Here is a 24,300-nt window from a genome sequence, read left to right as displayed (position 1 = left end):
GACTCATCATTTATTGACGAGTCGGCTTTATATTAATGTCCCTTATGTTTTTCCTGATGTTTCTTGCGTTTCTTTTGGTAAATTAACTGTTTTTGTTGATCCCTGAACATTTTATACTGTTTCTTATGAGCCGCTTTTTTACTTTCACGCTGCTTTTGCAGTGCCTGTTGGGCTTTTGTTCCAACCCCGGTGGTTCGGATACTTTTATTGGCGAGGCGTGAAAGTCGCTTCGGACTAATCTTTCGAATAAGGGGTATTGGCACCTGATCAGACTGAAAGAAATCCAATGACTTCCAACGATGGATTAAAAATTCTTCGATTTGCCGCGATGTTGGCGCTGAAGTACCGAGAATAACTTGAGCAATTTGATAGGTCTCCGCAAAATGACATTCAAAAATGCCCTTATAAAATGGTGGATCAAAAATAACGGTTAACGTACCACTAACAATATTAGTCATTGTTAGCCCTCCTTTTATTGTGATCATCAGATGGACGACCCAGGAGGGAAGGATACTGACGGTAAGAAAGCTTACCGCATCCGGACTACCAACCGGACTGTGTTTTTTCTGACAATCAAAGCGTAGCATGAACTGAATGTAGACGCAATTCAAACTTTGTCAGCACAATTAAGTTGACAAAATCTTCACCATGGCGTATGTTTTCATTAACATAAAATTGCGATGAAGAGAAGAGTAGTTAACCGAGTAATTGAGTAAGCGACCGTCAGTTGGTGAAAGGGCGGCTTTGAAACGTTAACGAAGATGAGCTCTGAGCATTAGGTAAGTGGAAGCGATACCTACGTGAGGACACGTTACGATCCCGAACTTACACGACTTAAGTGTGAGTTGTTGAGGCGATTACTGCAAAATAATCGTGATAAAGGGTGGTAACACGGAAAGTCCGTCCCTGTATTCATTAAAATACAGGGACGGACTTTTTTGTCTTTATCAAAACAGTAACATCAAACTAAAAATTGATAATAACAATAAAAATTCTGGAGGTTAACGGTAATGAGAAAAGATGAACAGCTCCAAATTCTAAAAGACTTAATTAAAATCAATACTGAAAATGGCAATGAACTTGAAACGGCTGAATACATTGGCGGTTTGTTCAAGCTTCATCATGTTCCGTACCGTATTGACCGCTTTGATGGTAATCGGGCTAATTTGGTTGCCGAGGTTGGTTTGAAAGAGACCGATGAAGTGCTGGGAATTACCGGCCATCAGGATACCGTTAATGTCAGTGACCAAAGGGCTTGGACCCATGAACCGTTTGCTGCCGAAGTGGTGGGCGATAAGTTGTATGGCCGTGGGGCTGCCGATATGAAAAGTGGCTTGGCAGCTCAAATTATCACCCTTATCGAATTGCATGAACAACGGGCTGTTAAAGGAACATTGAGGTTTATTGCGACTGCAGGCGAAGAATACGGAACACCGGGTGCCAATCGTTTATTGAAACAAGGTGTGGTTGACGATCTTTCAGCTTTGCTGGTTGGCGAAGCGACCGATGGTCAGATTGTTTATGCCCATTCCGGAAGTTTGAATTACCGTATTAAGAGTTATGGGCAGTCTGCTCATAGTGCGCGGGCAACACAGGGAATTAACGCAATTTCCGGATTACTGCAGTTTGCTACAGCGGAAGCAACACTATTTCAACAAGCACCGTTGGATTCGATTTTAGGTGCGGTAAAATACAGTATTACAGTCATTGGTGGCGGTGAGCAGGTTAATACAATTCCCGATTATGCGGAATTGTCAGGGAACGTCCGACCAACGCAACGTTTTGATAACCAGCAAGTCATTGCATTGATTCAGACTGCCATTTCACAAATCAATCAACAAACGGACTATCATCTGGAATTTGACCTAATTCATAGTTTTCCTCCGGTTGAAACCACTCCCGATAATCCTTTTGTAAGACTGGTACAACGAGCAGCAGCCGATGCGTTTGTTGATCGGAATGTGGCACTGGAAATAACAAACGGTGCAACTGATGCCAGTGTCTTTATCAAGGGAAATCCGACAATGCCGGTTGTTATTCTGGGCCCGGATGAAAAGGCCGTTTCTCATCAAGTTGACGAATACACGACACTAAGCGGCTTCTATCAGGTCATTGCAGCTTATGAAGATATAGCAGTTAGTTACTTTAAAGCAGGTAGCCGAACAGAACAGTTGGCTGCTGATGTAGTTAGCCCGCAGATTCGTCCTGCAAGGCAGGCTGGATAGCTAGCGACAGGGAAATTTACCTCAGTAGTTGGGCGTAAGTAAAGAAAAAAAGCCCGGTTCCGTACCATAGCAAGATCAATATCGCCAGCATCAATGTTTTTAAGAAAGTATTTTGTATTGTAAGATCTGCGTACCGACTGTCTATTAATTTGCTAGACGATAAAAAGCCGATTACCAGTAGTCCAATCGGCATTATAAAGATTGTTAGCTTATTGCCATAGCCGTCAGCAGCGCCGACAACGTTAATATGATCCGGAACCTGTCCCGGTAATTGTGGATATAAAATAATTGCCGTAATGAACGATAAAAGTGTTATGCCCCAATTAAAAGTTACTAGTTTATTCAAAACCTTTGTGATGATGATTGAATATCTCAATTGGCTCATTTCCTTTGTAGGCGGTTTTAAAAACCATTTATCAGCTATCCTAGCATAAAATTTTAAGAAGACAAGTCCTTTTTTGATCAGAGGATTTTAGACATCCGGGTTCAGTTTTCTTTTGGTTTTGCAATCACAAATGCCATGTTATTTTGAACTGACGATTTAAAACTAATGGTGCTGGGATATCCAGATTTACCAACTGAAGTTGCGGCGCCATCATTAACGTAAATACCAACTTGGTAGCCCTGACTCATCAATGAAGCTAATTTATCACTTGTATATCCCTTTGCCGCCAGCATCTTCCCAGCAGTTTTTGCTTTAGCGGCGTTAGTTGCACTGAAGCCCATCAAGAAATCATGAACAATTGTTTTGTGAGTGATTGCTCCTTCGGTTACAGTACCACTTACAGTTCCCAGATTGATTATATTTTGATAATCCGTAATTTTGTTCATGGAAGCTTGCTGAGATAAATTGAGGCTTACATTTGCGTTGGGAATTAGTTTTAGTAATGCCCGTGAAAGCTTTTGAGACTTGTCGGTATTCAAGTAGCTGAGATAATCGCTATCACTATTAAAGCTGTTAAGGTTTTTAACAACGGCTGGGGTCACGTAACCGTGCCAAACAACTCCTTTAACTTTGCCACCGTTACTAATTGAGTAGTAGACTTTGTTCTTCCGGACAAATGAGCGACTGATGTACCAAGTGGTATATGGATAGTTTTTTAAATTATGCAGTTTTTTGTTAAAACGGGAGTTCCAAATATACGCGTTCTTATTTGTGTTAGTGTAATAAATTGCAGCATCGGCTTTTCCAGAGGTCCAGGTGTACTTATTGTAGATGTCCAAGCATGAGAAATCACTGGTTGGGCAATCATACTGATTCCTAGCGTTAATAAGCCGATAGATAAGAATTGTACGATTTTTTTATTCATCACGATTCTCCTTTCGATAACCTTATTATCTAATGTTGTAAAAAGGTTTGCAAAATAATTAATGCTTAATGGGTAACAGCGGGTTGACTGATTTATAGTGGCTTAGCTAAATTAATACTCCAGACAAATTCTTCCCACGCCATATTTGGATTAGGATCATAAATACCAATGACATAGTGACTCATCGCATGTCGCTTACTGGTTGTGTAGCCCTCTGAAACCAATGTTTGTTTAATTTTTGTGATTCTTTGCGAACTTGTTAGCTTTGACTTGGTTGGTCCCAAGTAGGCAGCGACTTTTTGTAAATTGATTCGATTCGTGAAGTATTCTTCAAAAGGTTTGTTAGTTGAATCTACGTCTGAATTAAATTGACCAAGGTTTGATAATCTCAGTGAAAGTTTGCTGTTTGGAAAGAGTTTCAAAACTGCACGTGCAACAACTTGCGATGGTGATTTTTTGATGTAGTTTAGATAGTCTTGATCATTAGTGAAGCCAACTGTACTTAAATAATTTAATTTTTGATAATGACGATTATATCCTTTGGTTAAATAACCTTGCCAGATACGACCGTATCTTGAGGAATTACCCTTTGGGGTTACAATGTATGCGGCATAATACAGACTTTTATGGCCACCATGAAGGTAAGTTTGCTTGGTTAAAGCCGAAAGATAGGAATTAGGGAAATCTTTCAAATTGTAAAGGACCTTGGTGTGCTCTTTATTCCAAACATACACATTCTTGTTTTTATACTGATTTTTAACATGGAGAATACTGTTGTTATTGAATGAATTAAGCGCTTTATAGGTATTAACATGCTTACTGGCGATTATTTGATAGTTGGAATTGCTTTTAGCATTCGCCTGATCTCCAATTAAGCATGTTAAACCGGTGATCAAACTATATACAGATAAAATGATGATTAAATATTTTTTCATGTTTTTCCTCCTTATTATTTTAAGTATATCAAAGTTAAATTACAGGATTAAAAAGGAAAAAGCCCTTCCTGAGTAAGGAAGGGGTACATATTATTTACTTTATTTGGGAATTCCAAGCTGAATGGCACAAGCTTGATAATCTTCCATGTCGCGAAAGCCTGGCAGAGTGACTGGATATCGGTACTGATTGGCTGTCTTTAAGTCACTTTGCTTATAAAAGGATTGCGCATAGCCAACAATATTTAAGCCAATGTCGTAATCAGACATACTATTTCTTTTATTCTGATCATACCCCAACTCCGTAAGCCGTTGGTCAATTAATTTAATGGCTTTAGAGGACGCCATACGCTCATATTCACTAACGGACCACTTACCAGTTTGCTTATTTAAATCCAGTTCTTTAGTATTTGTAAAACTATTTAGTAGATAAGCGTTTTGAGGCTGAGTGAGGTACAGGCTCTTAGACAGATTTAGATTAATTTTGGAATTAGGAAACAGCTTAGCAACCAGTCGAGTTAACTTTAGCGCTTTATTGCTATTTAGGTCGTTAAGGTAGGCCTGTTGGCTATTAAAGAGAACCGGCAACTTAATAATGCTTTTTTTGAAATAACCGTACCAGGCAATCCCTTTAACTTTTTTTTGTATGCCGAATATAACTTGTAATACACTTCGTTTTTGCCTTTAACGGGTTTCACGAATGCCTTGGAAACCAACCAGACAGTGTTAGGATAGTTTTTTAAATTATGAATTCGTTTGGTTTGGGTATTATTCCAAATATAAGCTTTCTGACTTTTGGTACTTGAATAATACGGAATCGGCCCTGTAAATTTGGAGCCATCAAAAGAATAGTTGCTTGGAATGGTGTTGGCAGATACCGAGCCAACACTTGCTAGACTAAGAAAAATAGCCCCTAACAGTAACAGAAACGACAAACTCTTTTTTAGCATATTAAATACCTCCACTACATGCATTATAACAGAAACTGGTTATACAATTAGAAGGTAGGATGAGATGAAAAGATAATTATGGATTAAGCTGACAACTTAACTCAATGACATCTCAGCAGTTAAGCCGTTATTTAAAAACTTCCAGGAGCCCTACTCATGTGGTTTATGATCAGGGAAGGCTACGGCAATAAATATTTCAAGATACAGTAAGAAAATCTATTTCTCCTTCTTTTGCAACCTTTTGAAATAATTAAAAACGATTTTATTTAAAAAGTATCCCGGAGAAAAGAATATGGAAACAATGCCGACAATAACGCCTGAACCCCAAAAGGCCATACCCATTTGTTTAGTAATCCATAGAACAGATGCCATACATACAATCCCCAGGAATCTTACAAAATCACTAATTCCGGTTTCAGTTATCTTGATGTTCAATCCAATTTCCCCCTTTAAGTAATAACGCATACAGTATTATATTGGTTGATTTCAGTGGGGAATAGCCGTCATTGTATCTTTATGCTCGGAACTTAAAATCAAGTCAATTCTGTTTTCGATGTTTTATATCATTTGTTATGAGCTTGTTTAGAGAGTATCCTGGCGAAAAGAAAATTGGAATAAATAAACTAACTGTCATTATTCTCCAATATAGAATTTGGCTTTTCCAACAACAAACTAAACAAATATCATAATTAAGATGATAGCCGACTAAGAAAAGTTACTTATTCGCTTAGTCAACTTCTTGTTATCCATTTGATTACGTCCTTCCAAACAATAAAGATAACTACGGTATAAGTATAACTCGGTCTGTTGAGTTTCTTTATGGTGTTATATAGATGACTGGTCAGCAGCTCGATGAGGATCACATGATCTCAAAAGGTCGGCGTTGATAAGTGGCTCATCACTATTGAGAATAACAGAGTGGTAACAATCGTCATGAGCAAACTAAAAAGCCAATACAATTTTGCGTATCCAAAACGATATTGACTTTTTAGTTATGGTTAATAGTTAAAAGTTTGCTTCACTGCGGAAACTTCAGATGATTTGATCCAGCCGTTTACTTGTGGATTGGCACTGTCTTCAACGTAATAGTAAGTAGCGTTATTGTCCCGATTATTTTGCTTAGTGCCGATTTGAGTAACTTTAAGGGCATCGTTCACATATGCGGTTGTGGCGTTAAGATTTCGACCGACCTTATATTGTGTCCAATCCGGGGCGGTGTAAGTAAGTGTTGACGCTTTGGGTGTCGTAAAATAGAAAGTTGTCTTGGCAACCGTGTCGGATGGGGTTTCTTCTTTGAACGTTTGAACCGATGTTAGGCCATTCGTGACGGAAGTGGTGTCACTGCTTGGATTATTGTTGCCGACATAAATCCACCCCCTATAGGCTTTATTAAACGACACAACTTTTAAATAGAACTTACCGTCACTGGTTTGAGCGACCCGATAACCCCGGAAATAGGTTTGTCCTTGGTCGGCCGTTGTTGCGACGGACTTTAAATCAGTTGCCTTAACGCTGATTTTTGCATCTTTCTGGTTGGGGATCTTGGTATAAAGCGCCTCTGTGCCTGTCGGTAGGTAATTTCGAGTATTGGGATCGGTTTGCAGAGGCTCGTTTAATGTCACTGTTGGGGCATCGGTTGTACTTGCGCGTACGTTGATTGCTAAATTGATAAAGGTAACAGAGACAATTGCCATGAGCAGTAACGACAATTTGTGCTTTAAATATAAGGTCAAAAGAATCCCCTCCACATTGAATTATAATTATACCGAAAGTATACACTGATTTTACCTTAATGACCGCTAAAGTCAAACATAAAAATTAGAAAACGATGATAACATTACTGGGAATGGAAAATAAAATTTAACTGGATGGAAGTTTGTAATCATCTATTTGTGACGCCGATGTGTCAGATGATTATTAAAGATAACTTTTAAAAATTAAAATAATTATCATTTATAATATCTTTTTAAATGCATTCAGTGTATTCTAGTTTTAAACGATTTATAATCGGTTAACGGATATCTATGCAGAAAGAGGGACGCAACTTTGAAACAATACAGGGTATATAAAATTGGGCGTTGGTTATTAATGGGTGCAGCAGTTGGCTTGTTTTCGATATGTATGGCAACCGGCGTTAATGCGAAAGCTAAGGAGACACTTCAAGTTGATTTTCAGCAGGCTGCTAAAAAATATCGTGTACCGGTTAAGGTTTTAGAGGCGGTTTCGTACAACGAGACCCGGTTTGATGCACATAATGGCAAACCCAGTGTGGCTGGGGGTTATGGTGTCATGCACCTAACAGATGTGAATGGTTCAACGATAACGGGCACCGACAATACATCGAAGGCATTGCCTGATTCGGCAGCACTTCACACGCTAAATAAAGCCGCTGGGTTGACAGGCTATTCAACTAAAAGGCTTAAGGAAGATACACGAACCAATATTAACGGTGGTGCAGCACTTCTAGCATATTATCAAAAGAAGCTTGGCCATTCGTTGACTAGTCATGCTAATTCTTGGTATGGTGCAGTTGAAAAATACAGTCAGGACACAACTAAACAGGCAGCGGCATTTTTTGCGGATAATGTTTACAAAACAATCAAAAAGGGTGTCACAAAATCCGGCGTTATACTGACTGCACAGAAGGTGAAGCCATTGAAGGACCAATCGGAGAAACTTGATTTGGCCTCCGTTCCCAGTACGACTGATGGGCCGGACGGGCTGCCGGTTGAATGGGTGCCGGCTCTTTATAAGGAATTTGATAATAAAGGTGACTACGGTAACTATGATTTAGCCAATCGACCAAGTGACGGGCTGAAAATCAATTATATTGTCATTCATAACACAGAGACAACTTTTGATGAGGCAACCAATTTATTTGCTTCAACTCCTAGTTACACCTCTGCTAATTACGTGATTAGTTCGGAACAGGGGACGGTAGCTGAGATGGTTCGTCCGCAAAATGTTGCTTGGCATGCCGGCAATTGGTACATTAATTCACATTCAATCGGAATTGAACATGAAGGATACGCGGCCGTTGGTGGCTATTGGTATACTGAAGCGATGTATCAATCATCAGCAGCGCTGGTCAAATACTTGGCCGCTAAATATAATATTCCATTAGACCGCCAGCACATTATCGGCCATGACAACGTGCCGGGGCTAACCCCTGCAGCTCAGAAGACAATGCATTGGGACCCTGGGACTTATTGGAACTGGCAGCATTACTTTGATTTGTTGGGTGTTAATTTTAAGGATAGTCAGGGAACCGGCAGTATCGTGACGATCACGCCTGACCCAGATCATAACTTAACAGCTGATTCAGGCCAAAAGGTAACGGATGATGGCGTTGATCTGCCATTGAAGGGCTCTAACTTTGTTTATCTGTATCAACAGCCGGGTTTCGATAGCAGTCTTATTTCAGATAAGGACTTTTCAACCAGTTCTGTTGGTACAACCGAAAAAGATGACTGGACAGATAAAGCTGTTGATGGCCAGCAGTTTTATAAAGTCGGTCAATCAGGGGACTGGACTGAAATTGACTATGGTGGACAACCTGCCTGGTTCTATAACCCTAACGATGCCAATACCACGAATGCGACTGGAAAGCTGGTCACACCGAAGGGATCCAGTACCATTCCGGTTTATGGGAGTGCCTATCCAACCAGCTCAATTTTGAAGAAAAACAAGGTAACGGGAACCAAACCATCGCCAATATATACTATTGCACCAGGGCAAAAGTATGTTTATGGCGGCGAGATGACATCAGATTACTTTAATTCCCATTTCAACTCGAACAGTGCTAAAAATGTCATTAAAGGAAATGATCAATACGTCCAAATCCAATTCAATCATCGGATCGGATTTGTTAAAGCAGCGGATGTCACTGTCAGTGATGAATAGAAATTCTTTCCAGCAAAAAAGCAATTCGACTTTTGAATTGCTTTTTTAATTGGTTATTCGATTTCTTTTGGATGATTGAATTTTTGAAATTCCTGATTGCTCATCTTCCAAGAAATCTTGGAAATAACCGGAAGATTGGTTAACTTGGCATATTTATTCGAATAAACATATAATGAAATCTTTACCCGCGGCTTACTCTGATACAAGTCATACCGATAACGCAGTTTGGAACCGGCAGGGACGTCTTTATTGATACCGTTCGGATGATTACCGCCATCGTCACCGGTTTTATCGGAAATATAATCAATTGCACTTTTACTGCGTAAGGTTGTCACTTTTTTGTTCGATGCATTGTAAACAACTGCCCAATCTCCCGTCTTTTGATTGGCGGGTTTGTTATCTTTCTGTTGGCTGGAAGAGCTGCAACCGGTTAGTACAAGTGCTAAAAAGACGACTGGGAATAATAATCCTTTTGTTTTTTGCATCATGATCGCCTCCAAACGAACTGTTTGGATTTATTATAACTTTATTAGTGAATGAATTCACTAAATATGACGATTGACTTTTAACTAAAATCAAGTGTCATTTCCCCACATTTTTTCAGGTAGGTCTGTCTCTTTTCTGGTTTAGAAGTCGAAATACTGCCAAAATTAAGCCACGTTCCAGATTTAATGCCTAACTGTTTCAGCGTTACTTTAATAAAAATCTTCCTAATCGCATTCCCACACCACATCCGAAGGTAAAAGGTTGGCGAAGTTGAAGTTGTGAAAACATAGGCGTGCTTGAGATTCGTTAATTCACCATGAACACCGGTTTTAGTGACGGTGTGAGACAAGCCTTCACCCTCCTTCATGACTTTATCAATAAATCCCTTAAGCATCCCCGGAAGATCATTCCACCATACCGGTGTGATAAAGATGATCCCATCAGCGTTTCGCAGCATGTTCAAGTACTTGGTAACCAATGGATCATGCGTTTTTCCCTGATGAAATAATCGAAGTTCCTCGGCATCGTAAACGGGAGTGAATTGTTCCGCATATAGATCAATTAATTCCGGGGTCATATTCTGGTGATGCAAGTTGGTTAATACCTGTTCCAAAACGGCGTGATTGAAACTTTGATTATAGGGATGACAATAGACGACAACGATTTTTTTCATCATGATTTCACTCCAATCATTTCTTTAGCAGTGTTAGTTAACAAGACCCGATCATAGTCAGCCGCGTTATTTTGAATCAACATGGCGTACCCTTGAATAAAGGCCCAGACTTTGACAAATAATGTTTTTTCGGAATCATGAGTCGGATAAACCGCCATGATTTTTTTGATTAGTTGATGGGTATCGTCCAGCAAAGGGAAATGACTGGTACCATTATGTTGGTAGAGATCGAGAATGCTATTGTTGAAAAATAGGAAACCCATCAGGTTGGGCTGCTTCTTGAATTGGATGATGATAAACTCACCGAGATCAATGAGCTGGACGAGTGGGTCTTTTTCTTTCGTAGCCGTCTGCCGTGCTTGCTGGCTGAGTCGTTCGGAGAGCGTGGCGGTCACTGTCCGGAAGAGATCATCCTTACTATCAAAATGTTTATAAAATGAACCGGTTGTCAAGTGTAATTCTGCTAATAACTTTCGTAACGAAATTCCCTGATAACCGGTTTCTTTGATTTTGCGAATGGTTAAGGTAACAATATCGTTTTTGGTGTTGTTGGTTTTTCCTACTATATTAATCCCCTCCTTGATGTTTATAAGGTAACACCGTTATCCTATGGCTGTAAATCATTAAAATAAGTTGCGGTTATTTTATAAGTTAGGGTAGGCGGTAGGCAATATCGTTAAACAGCGCTGTGAAAGCAAAAAATAAGGTTGTTTTCACAGCGCTGCTTATTTTGTTATCAAAATGATTATTCAGTCGACAGATGTGTCAGAAGACAGGCTTGATTTAAACTTGAGCCCGTTTTTGAAGTCGAAAATTAATGACTGCGGCAATTAATGCGCAGATACTTAAAATGGTCACAAACAAATAATCATAGTGACCACCAATGTATGACCGTTGAACAAAGGAGCCATGGCCGCTGTTTTGGCTTGAAGCCATGATAGCGGCCATAATACCGACCCCGATTGACCCCGCAAACTGCTGAAGCATGTTAAAAAACGAGTTGATATCGGCGGTATTTTCCTTTGGAACATTAATGGAAGCATTTGAGATCGAATTTGAAAAGCCCATGTTAAAGCCGAATCTTAGTATACAAAACGCGAAGACAACCAACAATGCGGTCAACCACTGCTGTGCAACCAAAAAGACCAAGCTCCCAAGTGTTAGACAGCTCAGGCCGATTGTGATTGGCAGTGCATATCCGTGGGAATCGGCAATATTGCCGGCAAAAGGAGACGTGAGTGCGCCGATGATTGAACCTGGCAATAGTGTTAAACCTGCCACCATCGCAGATGTATGAAGAACATATTGGCAATATACCGGGATAACGAATGAAATGCCGATGTTGATAAATTGCAGACTAAAATAAGTAAATGCGGAAAGGGAAGTAGTTGCCTGCTTGAGGATGCTGAGATCCAACAGTCCGCTTTCACCGTGACTGTTTGCCATGATAAATAAGACCAAGCAGATGAGGCCAACTATAATCGGGAGTACCACTGATAGGTTGGTTAATTTAAACGAAGCGGCTTTACTAACAGCATAAACAAAAGCGGTTAGTGTCCCGGCTAGAAATAGCAGGCTCAAAACGTCAAATGAGTTGTCCGTACCGAACGGGGCAATATTGATATATCGAATACCTAGAAATAACCCAATGAGGACAATCGGTAAGATCAACCAAAAGATTAGGCGCCAAGTTGTGATTGAGGAGATTACACCGCCATAGGTAGGACCAAGTGCCGGTGCCAGAGAAATGACCATTCCAGCAAGACCGGTCATGGAGCCGATTCTACCCTTGGGGATCTGAGTGAAAATAATATGAAACATGAGTGGGGTAGAAAGCCCAGTCGCAATTGCCTGAATAATCCGACCAACCAGTAAAATCGAAAAGCTTGGTGCAACCGCACATAGAAGATCCCCAACGATGAAGGCGGATGCGGCAAATACGTAGATACTTTTTGCTTGAAATTTTTTAAGCAGGTAGGCAGTCGTTGCCATGACAATTGTGACCATCAACAGATAACCGGTTGTCAGCCACTGAATGGTATCAAGCGTTATATTAAAAAGACGTGAAAGTTCCGGGAATGTGACGTTCATTGATGTTTCCGTTAAAATACCCGTAAATGATAATAGGGCAGCTGCTAGCAGTGAAAGTAACGTCTGCCGACTAATTTTTTCTTCCAAAAATCTCCACTCCAAACAAATTAAATTTTGAAAATGATAATAAAGGGCCGGAAGCAAATTTTAGCTTTTGCCTCGGCCCGGTTAGTTATTCTAAACAAGAAAGTGACTAAATTACATTGCTTCCCAATCGCAATCCCACACGACACCCATTGCTTTTTCACCGGTATGAACAGTAATTGCCGGACTGATTTGATAGGTACTGATAGCGGCATTGGGGAACCTTTCTTTGATTTCGGTCACCCACTGTTTGCTTAATTTGGGATTATCGGCGTCAGCCACTGAAATTCTGAGTTGACCGTCGATATCTGAAAGCGAATTTTCAATTTCATCGAGGATTTTAGCCAACGCCTGCTTCATTGTGCGCGCCTTTCCAAGCGGAACGATCTTGCCATTATCGTCAAACGTTAACATTGGTTTTATTCTCAGTAGGTTGCCAACAAAGGCGGAAGTGCTGGAAATTCGGCCGGTTCGCATCAGGTGATCCAAACTGTCGACGACCAATGACACGTGAATTGAATCCCGTAGGTCGATCAGCCGCGGCAAAATCGTTTTCGCATTTTCACCATTTTGAGCCATTGTTCCTGCTAAAAGTGCCAAATCAGCTTCTCCGGCACTGGCAATCTTGGAGTCGAACGGATAAACGCGAATATTTTTGACGGTTTTGCTATACGCAACCAGATTTTCGTAGAAACTGGTAATTCCGGATGAGAGGTTGACACAAATGACCTCATCATAGCCGGCGGCGCTTAATTCATCGAACGCATCCTGCATCTGTTGCATGGTGACCTGAGCAGTCGTTGGCAGTTTATCCGCATTAGCTAATTTCTCGAGAAACTCATGAGACGTGATATTAACACCGTCTTGATACTGCTCCGTTCCAAAAATAACCGTGATTGGCAGTACTTTAATGTTGTATTGAGCAGCAAGTTTTTTATCCAAATAGCTGGCGCTGTCTGTAATGACTGCAGTTTTCATGAATTGTTTCCCCCATAACGGTTCTCCTAAGTAGTTTCTGGTACCTCATTAAGTTTAACCCGAATCAAAGGGGATGTCACAGGTTTAATAAGGTTATAAGCCGAAAGATTTCAATGGCTGATTATTGCTGAAAAAGGTGTTGATGACTATTTTTTGTTGCGATTTGTAATTGCGCGGAAAAGTTTGATTCCAAAGTAGATAACAGCAGCAATAATTGCGATATCGATTATGAAAGTTAGAACAACAAATAAAGCGTCACCCTGATAAAATGTGCCTTTACTCATGTCATGGCCTCCTTTGATGATTATAAAGTGGACTAGTGTTTTTGAGATATAAGGCAAAAAGTAGTAGTCGACAGCTTTTTGATATGATCAATTCTATGTTACAAGAATTTTGGCTTGAAGGAAAATAAAGTAGAAAAGGAAATAAAAAAATTCCTGCCTATTCTTTTAATATAACCTTGGATAACTAATTGGTTTGTGTATGCAAGAAGAAATTTAAAAGGTACTCCGCTTTGTTTTGAGCAGTAAACCGATGATTATCATAATTTAGACTTGGATAAAATAGTTCTTTTATGCAGAAGTTAAAAACGGATAAAATCATAATTTTATTTGTCAAAGGATGACTGATAATGCCTTGCTGATGCGTAATTTTGAAAGAATGGTTTTGGATTTTTTGTCAATGTATCCTGCTGAAAATTTAGACACATTTTTTGTCACCTTGATCAAAATATTTTCTAATGGCTTTTAATTAAGGAAATCATCATTTAAATACCTATAAGCTCAAATTTGTTATGCATAGTTATTTAGTTTTGTGCAATTACTGTGATTTATACAAACTAGGCATTAAAAATAATATGTCATTAATTGTCTATGTATAGCACTATTACAAAAGTGTATTGACGGGTAAAGGATGCTGAACTATAACGGATTTAGGGATATTGTCTCGAGGGGGAATATCTTAATGAAGGGGAATAATATGAAGAAATTTGTTGTGATATCGGTGATAGCCATTCTAGTTGTGACGATTTTGATGTTAATTATTGGTCTGTTCTATTTCTATGCCATGCCCACACAAAAATAGTAAAAAATGCTTGGTACTTTTAAATTTAACTTTTTTGAATTTGAGAAATTCAGTTCGAGATGGTGTAGCTCAAAAGTATAGCAGCTTTGTTTTGGCAACTCAGGAAAGGGGATATTTGTTTTTTATAAAACGACTTGAATATGTTTTGGCTTGATAATATCGATGAAATCTAACTTTTATCAAGATATTGATACTATATAATTTGATGCTTTGCCTAGATTGGCATTATGTGTCGTGATTTAGTGAAGATTCAAAAATAACCCCTGTTCTAGTAGAATTTCCTTAGCAAACCATTTCAAAGGCGGTGACAAATTAATTAAAGAATATGAACGCTGTCCTGTAACTACTAAAGTTATACTAGGCGGCTTTTTTACATAGCTTCAGTAACGATTATTATTATTTTTAACTCCCTGGTTAAGAACCTTTGATAGAAAATAAGAATTGATTTCCAAAAAGGCATAAACACTTACTATACAAAATATAGTTTAAACATAGAATTTGGGAATAACAAATAATTTTTTTAGATAAAAGGTAAAAAAAGATTGACTCTCATGATATCAAAGACAATCATTTGCGCAGTAAAGCAAAAAGCAGCCGTCAGTATGCTGAAACAACACCATTTGTTAAAATAATTAGTACAAAAGCTTTACATCAAAACTTAGAATGTTATCATTTAATTAAAATTGAGAAGGAGAAAAAATTCTTACTATTTTAAAGAGAACAGTATAAAAATACAAAACATATGCAAGAATTGTTAACACGTGCAAAGTTAAACAGGTTAATTTTGTACGTGAAAGAAAAGGCACTAATTATGAATGCGATGAGCTCTGCACTAAAGTTACAGGGTGTTGATATAATTGCAAAGCATCATTCTGCAGAGACTTATGTTTGCATTTCAATTCTCTTTATTATTTAGTCGATGGAAAATAAGGTCAATGAGTAGAACCTTAATTTAAAGAGATGAGTGCTGCTAAGCATTGTCTTTGATTTTTATCTTGCTTCTATGGTTATTAAAGAACACAAAGAGGGTTGATGATTTTGACAGGAAAAATTCAACTGATCATTGGTTTTATATTACTGATTTTAGGAACCTTTTTAGCTAAGTATCAAGGCATGGGTCTTAATATTTCACAGCGAGGACATGCTTTTGAAATAACTGGCTCTGGGATTGGAGCGGATCTTGTCTTGATCCTAGCTATGGTATTTTTGATCATAGGCTTTGGGTTAACTATGACGAGTAAACGTACGCGTCATTAGAAAGCCCAAATAGATGATCTTAATTTTTTGAATTATTGGCATGCATCAAATCAAAGGCACTCTATCGCTACGGTAGAGTGTTTTTGTGCTTTAATAATGGTAAAATATTCGATTGTGCAGTTAACAATCTTTCCAAAGTGAGGAGATAGATAAAATGAAAGGGAAACCGCTCTTACGGCAGGCATTTAAGACGTTTTTTAAAAACTGGGGCGCCTATACGATACTGGTCATCGTTATCAATTTTTTGATGTTGGGAATCGTTGTACCTCTGACGACTTTTTCGACCAGCCTGATTTTAAAATTGAACGGTGTCCCATATCTCTCGTATACCAACGTCGTTTGGTTGTTAACCAAGCGACCGGCAGCGGTAGGTGAATTATTGGTTCTACTTATCATCATTTTGGCATTGATTTTTTGGCAGTTTGCGTTTTTGATGTTTGGTATTCAAAATATTGCTGAAAGGCAAAATCAACGACTGCCACGAGTGGCATTGACGGCTTTAAAAAATTTAGGCCATCTTCGAGCAGGAAGCTTTCTATTCTTTTTAGGCTATTTTATTCTGGTCTTACCGCTTTCGGATATTTACCTGAACTCCCCATTATTATCAAAAGTTCAACTGCCGGCCTTTATTTTTGAAACGATTGATCAGAGCTGGTGGCTGATGGGATTGGTTGCATTATTTTATCTACTGCTATTTTATCTGGGCATTCGATTAGTTCAAGTGTTGCCGTTAATGATTCTGAATCGGCAGCCCGGATTTGCCGCAGCCAAAAAGAGCTGGCAGATGACCCATCATAATGGATGGCGTTATCTTTGGCGAATGATGGTATTAGGTACAATCAGTTTCTTAACGACGACGTTACTTTCGGGATTACTTTATTTGGCTCAACTTTATTTTGATCAAAAGTCCAACCTGGTTGCCTTTAGCGGTGCTGTTATTAACATGGGCCTTCTATCGATTTGGCAATACATTATTGGCGCCTTTAGTTTGGTTGTCTTCATGTTGGTACTGATTTTTAATTTGGATGACCGTGGGATAAATCAACCAGTGGGAACCGTAGTCAGTCGACCAACGCGCCATCGTTATCGCCGCCGAATCTTTGCGGCCATATTGGTCCTGCTTTTTCTGAGCCTTCAAATGACGTTTAATGCCATTTATTTACAGGGTGCATTATTAACGCGACCACTGACCATCTCCCATCGGGGTGTTGATAATGGTAACGGCGTACAGAATACCATTCCCGCTTTAAACAAAACCAGCCGGGAAAAGCCTGATTATGTCGAAATGGATATCCACGAGACAAAGGACCATCAATTTGTGTTGATGCATGACGAAAATCTGAAAAATTTGGCGGGTGTTAATAAAGCGCCCCATCAATTGACACTTAAACAGCTGACAAAATTAAAGGTGCATGAAAATGGCCATACGGCGCACATTGCCAGTTTCGACCAGTATTTGACGGCTGCCGAACATGATCATCAAAAATTGTTGGTTGAAATTAAAACAACTAAGTACGATAGTGCCAATATGTTGGCGTTATTTATCAAACGGTATGAAAACCGGCTGCTGCGTGACCATGATCGGATTCACTCACTTGATTATCATGTAATTACCGGCTTAAAGAAGCGCGCATCAAAGTTATTTGTCAGTTACATTTTGCCGTTTAATTTTTCATTTCCTGAAACCAAAGCTAATGCCTATACTATGGAAGAGACAACGTTGAATCAGGACTTTGTGAACGAGGCCCACGCCCGAAAACAACAGGTTTTTGCTTGGACAGTCGATGATGACGATGATATGACCCGAATGATGTTTCTAAATGTTGATGGGATTATTACTGATGATCTTCATGAACTACAGGTTAATATTGAAACAACGTTTGATCATCCAAGCTATGCGCAGCGCTTATTGATTTATTCGAATGAACTGCAGGATGCGAGTGATAGTGCCGGTATGCCTCAAAATTAACGGATTAATATTGAAGCATATATTGAATTGAAAAAGCCGATCGGAAAAGTTGTTTACTTCCGACCGGCTCTTTTAGTAGTGATTCTTGAAGATAATCAAAATTAAAATCAAGAATGTGCTGATTTATAAGATTTTATTTTTAAAATGACTGATTAGTTTTTAACCAGTTGTTCAATCACTTTGTCCAAGGCATCAACGTCACTAGCCAGCTTGGCATCGACAGCTTCCTGATTCTTATCGACAACTTCCAAATAGAACTTCACTTTTGGTTCGGTCCCGGAAGGTCGAACAGCCAGCCAGGTCTCATCATCCAGCCAATACTTAAGAACGTTGGATTTCGGCAGGTCAATTGGCTTCTGTTGACCATCTCTATCAGTTAGGGTAGAGCTAGCGTAGTCGGCATGGCTGATAACTTTATGACCGTTGAATTCGGTTAGTGGATTGTCGCGAAGTTCAGACATGATGTGAGCCATCTTGTCCTTACCGTCAAGACCGTCAAATTCCTTGGCGATAGTCTTTTCAGCGTAATAGCCGTACTTCTTGAACATTTCCTGAACACCGTCATATAAGGTCTTGCCCTGACTCTTGTAATAAGCAGCAACTTCAGCCAATAACAAAACGGTCTGAATGGCATCTTTGTCGCGAACAAATGGCTTGATCAGGTAACCAAAGCTTTCTTCGAACCCAAACAGAAAAGTATGGTCATGCTTGGTCTCATAATGATGAATGGCTTCGGCAATAAATTTGAAGCCGGTTAAAACGTTATTGGTTGCGACACCATAGTCCGCTGCGATTTTAACGGCTAAATCCGTCGAGACAATTGATTTGACAATTGTGCCATTATCTGGCAATGAACCCGCCTTTTTCTGGGCAGATAGGATATAATTGAGTAATACACTGGCAATTTGATTACCACTTAATAATTGATAACTGCCATCGGGTTGTCGAACAGCTGCTCCCAATCGATCAGCATCCGGATCGCTGGCAATCAAGACGTCAGCGGAAACCTTTTTACCCAGCTTTCTGGCTAAATCAAAAGCTTGTGGGAATTCAGGGTTTGGAAATGGGGTTGTCGGGAATTCGGGATCGGCAATTGTTTGTTCGGGAACAACAACATAGTTGCTAAAACCGGCTTCTTCAAGTGCCCGCCGTGCGATGACTTTACCGGTTCCATGAAGTGGTGAATAAACAAACTTCATGTCCTTACCGACAGTGTTGATCAAGTTGTGATCAATGTTGACTGTTTTAACATTGTCGAGGTAATCGATATCAACATCTTCACCAATCAGGTTCATGATTTTGGCTTCGCGTAATGCCTGTTCCGGTTTAACATGAATGGCAAACAGGTCGCTGTTTTTTCTAATATAAGAAGTGATTAAATCAGATTCCTTAGGCGGCATTTGACCACCATCTTCACCATAGATTTTAAAGCCGTTATACTGTTTAGGATTATGGCTTGCGGTAATCATGATACCGGCATAGGTGTGTAAGTGACGAACTGCAAATGACAATTCCGGTGTTGGCCGAATATCATCAAACACGAAAGTTGGAATATCGTGGTATCCCAATACTTTAGCAGATTCATGAGCAAATTCTTTTGAATGATAACGGGAGTCAAAACTAATCGCAACGCCGCGCTTTCTGGTGGCTTCATCCAGCGTGTCCATAAACGAAGCGAGTCCTTCAGCGGCTTGACGGACCGTATAAATGTTCATTCGATTTGTTCCGGCACCCATGATGCCCCGCATGCCGGCAGTTCCAAATGAAAGGAATGTGCCGAATGCATCTTCTTGTTTATCGGGGTCGTTTTTTAATTGTTTTAGATCAAGTACAATGTTTTCTGGTAAGTTTGGCTGTTTAGACCATTCTTGATAAGCGTGTTCAATATTGTCGTTCACGAGATGGACCTCCCTTTATTAGTTCAGCTTCATTATAGAAATTTACGAGCTTCTCGTCAACATGTTTACTAGCCAGAAACACTAATATGTCGCAACATCCTTGACTTATCAAGTAAAACAAAATATATTTATTTTAGTAAACTAGCTAAAGATCATTTATAAGTAAAATTTTTAGAAATTAGAGGTGGATTATTTTTGGCGACAATTAAAGATATTGCTAAAAAAGCAGGCGTGTCGATTACGACCGTTTCGCGGGTTTTAAATTATGATAAGACACTTTCAGTGAGTGACACGACAAGAAAGAAAATATTCAGGGTCGCTGAAGATCTGGCCTATACTAAAAAGAAAAAGGCCGGCAATATAAAAGATAATATTGCAATTGTTCAATGGTATACCGAGCAACAGGAATTAGATGATTTGTATTATCTATCTATTAGAATGGGGGCTGAGAAGCGAGCTGAGCGGCTTCATTATAAAGTTCATCGTTTTTTTGCCAACGATTCATTATCAAAAATCAAAGATGTAAAAGCGATTGTTGCCATTGGTAAATTTAGTGATGCTCAAATTAAGGCGATGTTAAAAGTAACTGCCAATGTCATATTTGTGGATTTTGATACCTTAGCCAAGGGCTATGATTGTGTTGTGACCGATTTTGATAATTCGACTGAATCAGTTTTGACATATTTTATTGAGAGTGGTTTAAAGCGAATAGGTATGCTATCCGGAGTGGAATATTCGAGCGATCACAAATTAAAAATTGTTGATCCGCGATTCGATGTTTTTAAAGATTATTTGGAAAACCAATCACTTTACGACCCGGCTAATGTGTTTGTTGGTGATTTTACCATGCAGTCGGCGTTTGACTTGGTGAACAATGCATTGAAAACCAATCGCAAGGATTTCCCCAATGCACTGTATGTTGCCAACGATGCAATGGCGGTCGGCGCATTAAAGGCGTTTCATGAAAATAAGGTGAACGTTCCAGAAGATGTCAGTGTTGTTAGTTTTAACGACACGGCAGTTGCCAAATATGTCATTCCTTCGTTAAGTTCCGTAAAAGTTGATACGGGGAAAATGGGGGAAGTGGCCGTTTCACTTGTTGATACGATTGAGGATGACGATGATGATCATCATACACCTCAAAAAGTGATTGTTGGAAACCGACTCATTAAACGAGAATCAAGCTTGTAACTATAACACGTTTTGAAATGATTGTTCAATTTATTTCAAGGCGCGTTTTTTGTTGTTATATCGGCACTTAGGCTACATCTATCATTGACTTATTGATTATTACAATTATAATTTATATATGTATGACTATCACTAATTTTTGCCGGTGTTGCACATAGCACGACGACGCATCTGCAATTTAACCTGCGCGATGGTGATGAATTTGTTATAGATTGCGTTATGGTTTTTACATATAATAGAAAACTCTTTACCAATGATACCGTTGGGGGAATCGCTTACGGTTATCATGGAATATGAATATATGGGAAGATAAGGAGAAAAACATGAATAAGTTCTTCAAAAAATACATCGGTGTCATCATCGCTTGGGTAGTTGTTGCAATTGCAGCTATTTTTATGATGCCCAACTCATTTAATTTAGTAGCCAGTCATGGTCAGACAAGCCTGCCTAAATCTGCCCAAAGTCAAGTGGCAAACACACTCAAGAATAATTGGGGACCTAAGCTTAGTCACACACGACAGGTTTTGGTTGTTTTTAGTAACGGCAAGGCAAAATTAAATGATATTCAGCGAAATCAAATTAATACAACGTTAACAACGCTTGAGAATAAGAAAGACCAATTTGATATTAAGAACATTGTTAAGCCAAGCGTTGATTCGGCCGCGGCCGTTAGCCAGCCGTCAAATGCCCAAAGTACGGCGGCTGCTCCGAGTTCTTCGCAAAGTAGTGCAGCCTCATCCGGATCAGACGCAATGTTAAATAATGATCCGTCGGTTTCAGCGGAGTTGAACTCCAAAGACGGTACCACAATGATCGCACAGTTAAATGTCGGTAAACGGGATTTAACTGTGCGTCAGATGGATACCAAGTTGAAGGCGGCTGTTCGTACTGCAAGCGTTAAAACGTACATAACCAGCCCCGACAGTCTCATCAATGATACTCAGCACGCGACTGAAGCAGGGCTGGGGAAAACTGAAATAATTGCAATTGTCATTATTCTACTTGTGTTAATTCTCTTGTTCCGATCCTTGCTTATTCCGCTTGTTTCCCTGATTTCAACTGGTATCGCGTATATTATTTCACTCGCAATTGTTCTGAATTTGGTTTCTCGTTACCACTTCCCGTTTTCAAACTTTACTCAGATTTCAATGCTCATCTTGTTGCTGGGCCTTGGGACCGACTTCAGTATCTTATTAATTAATGAGTTTAAAAAGCAGCTTCGTGCAGGAAAAGACCAGTTGGAAGCAACACTGGCTGCTCGAAGAAACGCCGGCAAAACGATTTTGATTTCAAGCTTAACGCTGATTGTTCTTTTCAGCTTACTGGGGTTTGCCAACTATTCGTTGTATGAATCCTTGGTAGGTGTGGCAATTGGCATCTTGGTTTTATTACTTGTTTTAATGTCGTTCACGCCTTTCTTCCTATTCTTCATGGGAGAAACTATCTTTTGGCCGTCTTCTAACTTGGAAGCCCACAACTACAGTCGTTCATGGGGCTTTCTTTCAACAAAGTCGGCCGCTCATCCATTAATTGCATTGATCATTGCATTAATTGTGGCAACGCCATTTGTTTTTCTAAACCAGAAGCATTTAAATCATAATGATGCAGCTGAAATTACTCTGAAATACCCATCCAAAAAGGGTTACCAAATCGTGAATCAACACTACGCCAACGGAATGAATGCGCCGGTGTCAATCTATATCAAATCTGACCACAGCTTACGTGATCAAACCGATTTACAACAGATTGAAACAATCACCAGGCCGCTCAGGGATCAAAAAGGTATTCATAGCGTAAATTCGGCTACGGAACCTCATGGCCAACCATTGAAACAACTCTATGTTAATCAGCAGTTAAATACGTTGACCGGAGATAATGATGCTGTTTCAAGCGGGATGAGTGATACGTCCAAGAAGCTGAAGAGTACCTCGATTCAAACAGATGGCTTGGATTCAGTCACTGGCGATGCTCAGTCAATTACGTCAATGGTTTCAACTATTCAAAATGAGTTCAATAATAGTGGGGTTTTTGCGACGCCTGCTCAAATGGTCGATGAGCTTCAACAGAAGTTAAGAAGTGAACACAGGAGACGGTTGACGAGCATGCAGCGGACTGTTGTGACCGAGGCGTTAAGTCGGGCACTTAACGATCAACAGCAGCAGACGCAAATGAACAGTGCGTTATCCGGTATCGGTCTTAAAACCGACTCCATTAATTCAAGCACCAATTCATTTAAATCTGAACTTCAGAACGTCCAGAATCAGGTTCGTGGATATGCTTCAACCTTGGATAACCTCAATAACTCGTTAACTAATTCAAATAACTTCTTAAAAGCCTTGGCTAAATCATCGGTTGGAAACACCATTTATATTCCGGATAACGTGATTAATGCGGACTACTTTAAGACATTAATCGGGGAATATTTGTCCACTAACGAAAAAACAACCCGACTTGATGTTGTCTTGAATGCGACGCCAGGATCAAAGAAATCAATTGAACTGGTTCAGGATTTAGAGAATCAGGTCAATTATGATTTGAGAGGCACTCAACTGAAGGGTGCTACAGTTGCAGTCGGTGGTTACAACTCAATGGTTGTCGATAACCAACAGGCAGCCCGTACCAGCTTTAAACGAGTTGCTATCCTGTTGAGTATAGCCGCTGCGTTAATCTTGATGATTGTTGCAGGCTCGATTCTGCAACCAGTTTATTTGGTTGGATCGCTGGGAATAACCTATCTGATGTCACTTGGATTTACAAAATGGTTTAGTGCTCAATTCTTGGGACAGAAATGGTTGACAGCAAACATGCCATTCCTAACGTTCATGATGTTACTGGCATTTGGCGTTGATTATAGTATTTACCTTTTAATGAAATACAAGCAGACGGATGGAAAAGGTAAATCTGCGGAACGAATGATTAATGCATCGATTTTAATTGGAACGGTGGTTATTTTTGCCATTGTTGTGATTAGTGTCATCTTTGCTTCATTGATGTCATCAGGTGTATTGACGTTAATTCAGGTTGCCATTGCCGTTATTTTCGGATTAATTATCTTTGGTATTGTTGTACCATCAATTATGCCTGGGTTGATGAGATTAACCTATGAAGGATTTAATTTTAAACAACTTAGATTTAGGCATCGACGGACCGATTCCAAAAGTGAAAAATAAGGTAACTTCAAAATAAAAAACGTGGATTAGAAAGCATCGATGCTTTCTAATCCACATTTTTATTTTATTTCTGGTGGTTATGAAATTGCTTGGCCCGTTT

General features: G+C 39.5%; 21 protein-coding genes. 6 read left to right on the top strand and 15 right to left on the bottom strand.

From position 1 onward, the window contains the following. Window positions 1-32: 32 nt before the first annotated feature. On the bottom strand, window positions 33-458 hold the full coding sequence (locus GQR93_RS12635) for a YjdF family protein (protein ID WP_225430312.1): 426 nt from the start codon (window positions 456-458) through the stop codon (window positions 33-35). 552 nt (window positions 459-1,010) lie between these two features. Between GQR93_RS12635 and GQR93_RS12630 the strand changes: the two genes are divergently transcribed. After that, window positions 1,011-2,225 (top strand): ArgE/DapE family deacylase, encoded by a 1,215-nt coding sequence (locus tag GQR93_RS12630; protein ID WP_159298801.1) that lies wholly within the window; start codon window positions 1,011-1,013, stop codon window positions 2,223-2,225. A 16-nt stretch (window positions 2,226-2,241) separates the two neighbouring features. Here GQR93_RS12630 and GQR93_RS12625 read toward each other — a convergent pair whose 3' ends face one another. From GQR93_RS12625 to GQR93_RS12600, 7 genes are all read right to left on the bottom strand, one after another. Beyond that, a complete protein-coding gene (locus GQR93_RS12625) occupies window positions 2,242-2,610 on the bottom strand; it encodes a DUF1648 domain-containing protein (protein ID WP_003553289.1) in 369 nt (122 codons plus the stop codon). Window positions 2,611-2,711: 101 nt separating this feature from the next. Continuing rightward, window positions 2,712-3,449 carry a hypothetical protein gene (locus tag GQR93_RS12620; RefSeq protein WP_003553290.1) on the bottom strand — a complete coding sequence of 246 codons (738 nt, stop codon included), beginning with the start codon at window positions 3,447-3,449 and terminating at the stop codon, window positions 2,712-2,714. A gap of 178 nt (window positions 3,450-3,627) precedes the next feature. Beyond that, window positions 3,628-4,470, bottom strand: coding sequence for a hypothetical protein (locus GQR93_RS12615; RefSeq protein ID WP_004466221.1), 843 nt, complete (start codon window positions 4,468-4,470; stop codon window positions 3,628-3,630). 99 nt (window positions 4,471-4,569) lie between these two features. Beyond that, window positions 4,570-5,055: a hypothetical protein gene (locus tag GQR93_RS15470; protein ID WP_004466224.1), complete on the bottom strand. Its 486-nt coding sequence runs from the start codon at window positions 5,053-5,055 to the stop codon at window positions 4,570-4,572. Beyond that, on the bottom strand, window positions 5,010-5,417 hold the full coding sequence (locus GQR93_RS15465; protein WP_004466226.1) for a hypothetical protein: 408 nt from the start codon (window positions 5,415-5,417) through the stop codon (window positions 5,010-5,012). The genes GQR93_RS15470 and GQR93_RS15465 overlap by 46 nt, the downstream gene beginning before the upstream one ends. 216 nt (window positions 5,418-5,633) lie before the next feature. Further along, the gene (locus GQR93_RS12605) at window positions 5,634-5,852 is read right to left on the bottom strand and encodes a hypothetical protein (protein WP_223801631.1); all 219 of its coding nucleotides are present in this window, start codon (window positions 5,850-5,852) and stop codon (window positions 5,634-5,636) included. Between the two features lie 563 nt (window positions 5,853-6,415). Continuing rightward, entirely contained in the window at window positions 6,416-7,150 is a 735-nt protein-coding gene (locus GQR93_RS12600) for a hypothetical protein (protein ID WP_004466229.1), read from the bottom strand. A 355-nt stretch (window positions 7,151-7,505) separates the two neighbouring features. On the opposite strand from GQR93_RS12600, the gene GQR93_RS12595 reads away from it, so the two are divergent. Then, on the top strand, window positions 7,506-9,320 hold the full coding sequence (locus GQR93_RS12595; protein WP_004466231.1) for an N-acetylmuramoyl-L-alanine amidase: 1,815 nt from the start codon (window positions 7,506-7,508) through the stop codon (window positions 9,318-9,320). Between the two features lie 53 nt (window positions 9,321-9,373). On the opposite strand, the gene GQR93_RS12590 is transcribed toward GQR93_RS12595, so the two are convergent. From GQR93_RS12590 to GQR93_RS15325, 6 genes are all read right to left on the bottom strand, one after another. Continuing rightward, complete coding sequence (locus tag GQR93_RS12590; RefSeq protein ID WP_004466233.1) at window positions 9,374-9,808, bottom strand: hypothetical protein; 435 nt, start codon at window positions 9,806-9,808, stop codon at window positions 9,374-9,376. A 77-nt stretch (window positions 9,809-9,885) separates the two neighbouring features. Then, a complete protein-coding gene (locus tag GQR93_RS12585) occupies window positions 9,886-10,482 on the bottom strand; it encodes an NAD(P)H-dependent oxidoreductase (RefSeq protein ID WP_004466235.1) in 597 nt (198 codons plus the stop codon). Then, the gene (locus tag GQR93_RS12580) at window positions 10,479-10,988 is read right to left on the bottom strand and encodes a TetR/AcrR family transcriptional regulator (protein ID WP_080544213.1); all 510 of its coding nucleotides are present in this window, start codon (window positions 10,986-10,988) and stop codon (window positions 10,479-10,481) included. Before GQR93_RS12580 ends, GQR93_RS12585 begins: the two co-directional genes overlap by 4 nt. Before the next feature lie 274 nt (window positions 10,989-11,262). After that, window positions 11,263-12,672, bottom strand: coding sequence for an MFS transporter (locus GQR93_RS12575; protein ID WP_004466239.1), 1,410 nt, complete (start codon window positions 12,670-12,672; stop codon window positions 11,263-11,265). A gap of 96 nt (window positions 12,673-12,768) precedes the next feature. Next, window positions 12,769-13,632, bottom strand: coding sequence for a DegV family protein (locus GQR93_RS12570; protein WP_004466240.1), 864 nt, complete (start codon window positions 13,630-13,632; stop codon window positions 12,769-12,771). Between the two features lie 146 nt (window positions 13,633-13,778). Further along, window positions 13,779-13,916 carry a hypothetical protein gene (locus GQR93_RS15325; protein ID WP_004466242.1) on the bottom strand — a complete coding sequence of 46 codons (138 nt, stop codon included), beginning with the start codon at window positions 13,914-13,916 and terminating at the stop codon, window positions 13,779-13,781. Between the two features lie 1,837 nt (window positions 13,917-15,753). Here GQR93_RS15325 and GQR93_RS12565 point away from each other — a divergent pair. Continuing rightward, entirely contained in the window at window positions 15,754-15,972 is a 219-nt protein-coding gene (locus tag GQR93_RS12565) for a hypothetical protein (RefSeq protein ID WP_147605399.1), read from the top strand. Between the two features lie 154 nt (window positions 15,973-16,126). After that, window positions 16,127-17,941 (top strand): glycerophosphoryl diester phosphodiesterase membrane domain-containing protein, encoded by a 1,815-nt coding sequence (locus GQR93_RS12560; RefSeq protein ID WP_004466253.1) that lies wholly within the window; start codon window positions 16,127-16,129, stop codon window positions 17,939-17,941. Window positions 17,942-18,093: 152 nt separating this feature from the next. Here the strand turns inward: GQR93_RS12560 and GQR93_RS12555 are convergent, their stop codons facing one another. Further along, complete coding sequence (locus GQR93_RS12555; RefSeq protein WP_004466255.1) at window positions 18,094-19,839, bottom strand: phospho-sugar mutase; 1,746 nt, start codon at window positions 19,837-19,839, stop codon at window positions 18,094-18,096. Window positions 19,840-20,034: 195 nt separating this feature from the next. On the opposite strand from GQR93_RS12555, the gene GQR93_RS12550 reads away from it, so the two are divergent. Together GQR93_RS12550 and GQR93_RS12545 are read left to right on the top strand one after the other, a co-directional pair. After that, on the top strand, window positions 20,035-21,030 hold the full coding sequence (locus GQR93_RS12550; protein ID WP_004466257.1) for a LacI family DNA-binding transcriptional regulator: 996 nt from the start codon (window positions 20,035-20,037) through the stop codon (window positions 21,028-21,030). A 323-nt stretch (window positions 21,031-21,353) separates the two neighbouring features. Further along, the gene (locus tag GQR93_RS12545; RefSeq protein WP_225430315.1) at window positions 21,354-24,200 is read left to right on the top strand and encodes an MMPL family transporter; all 2,847 of its coding nucleotides are present in this window, start codon (window positions 21,354-21,356) and stop codon (window positions 24,198-24,200) included. Window positions 24,201-24,300: the final 100 nt, after the last annotated feature.

Origin of the sequence: Lentilactobacillus hilgardii (genome assembly GCF_009832765.1) — a bacterium.
Classification (GTDB): domain Bacteria; phylum Bacillota; class Bacilli; order Lactobacillales; family Lactobacillaceae; genus Lentilactobacillus; species Lentilactobacillus hilgardii.
Note: the sequence above shows the minus strand (reverse complement) of the source record. Positions and strands in the feature narration are given on the sequence as shown.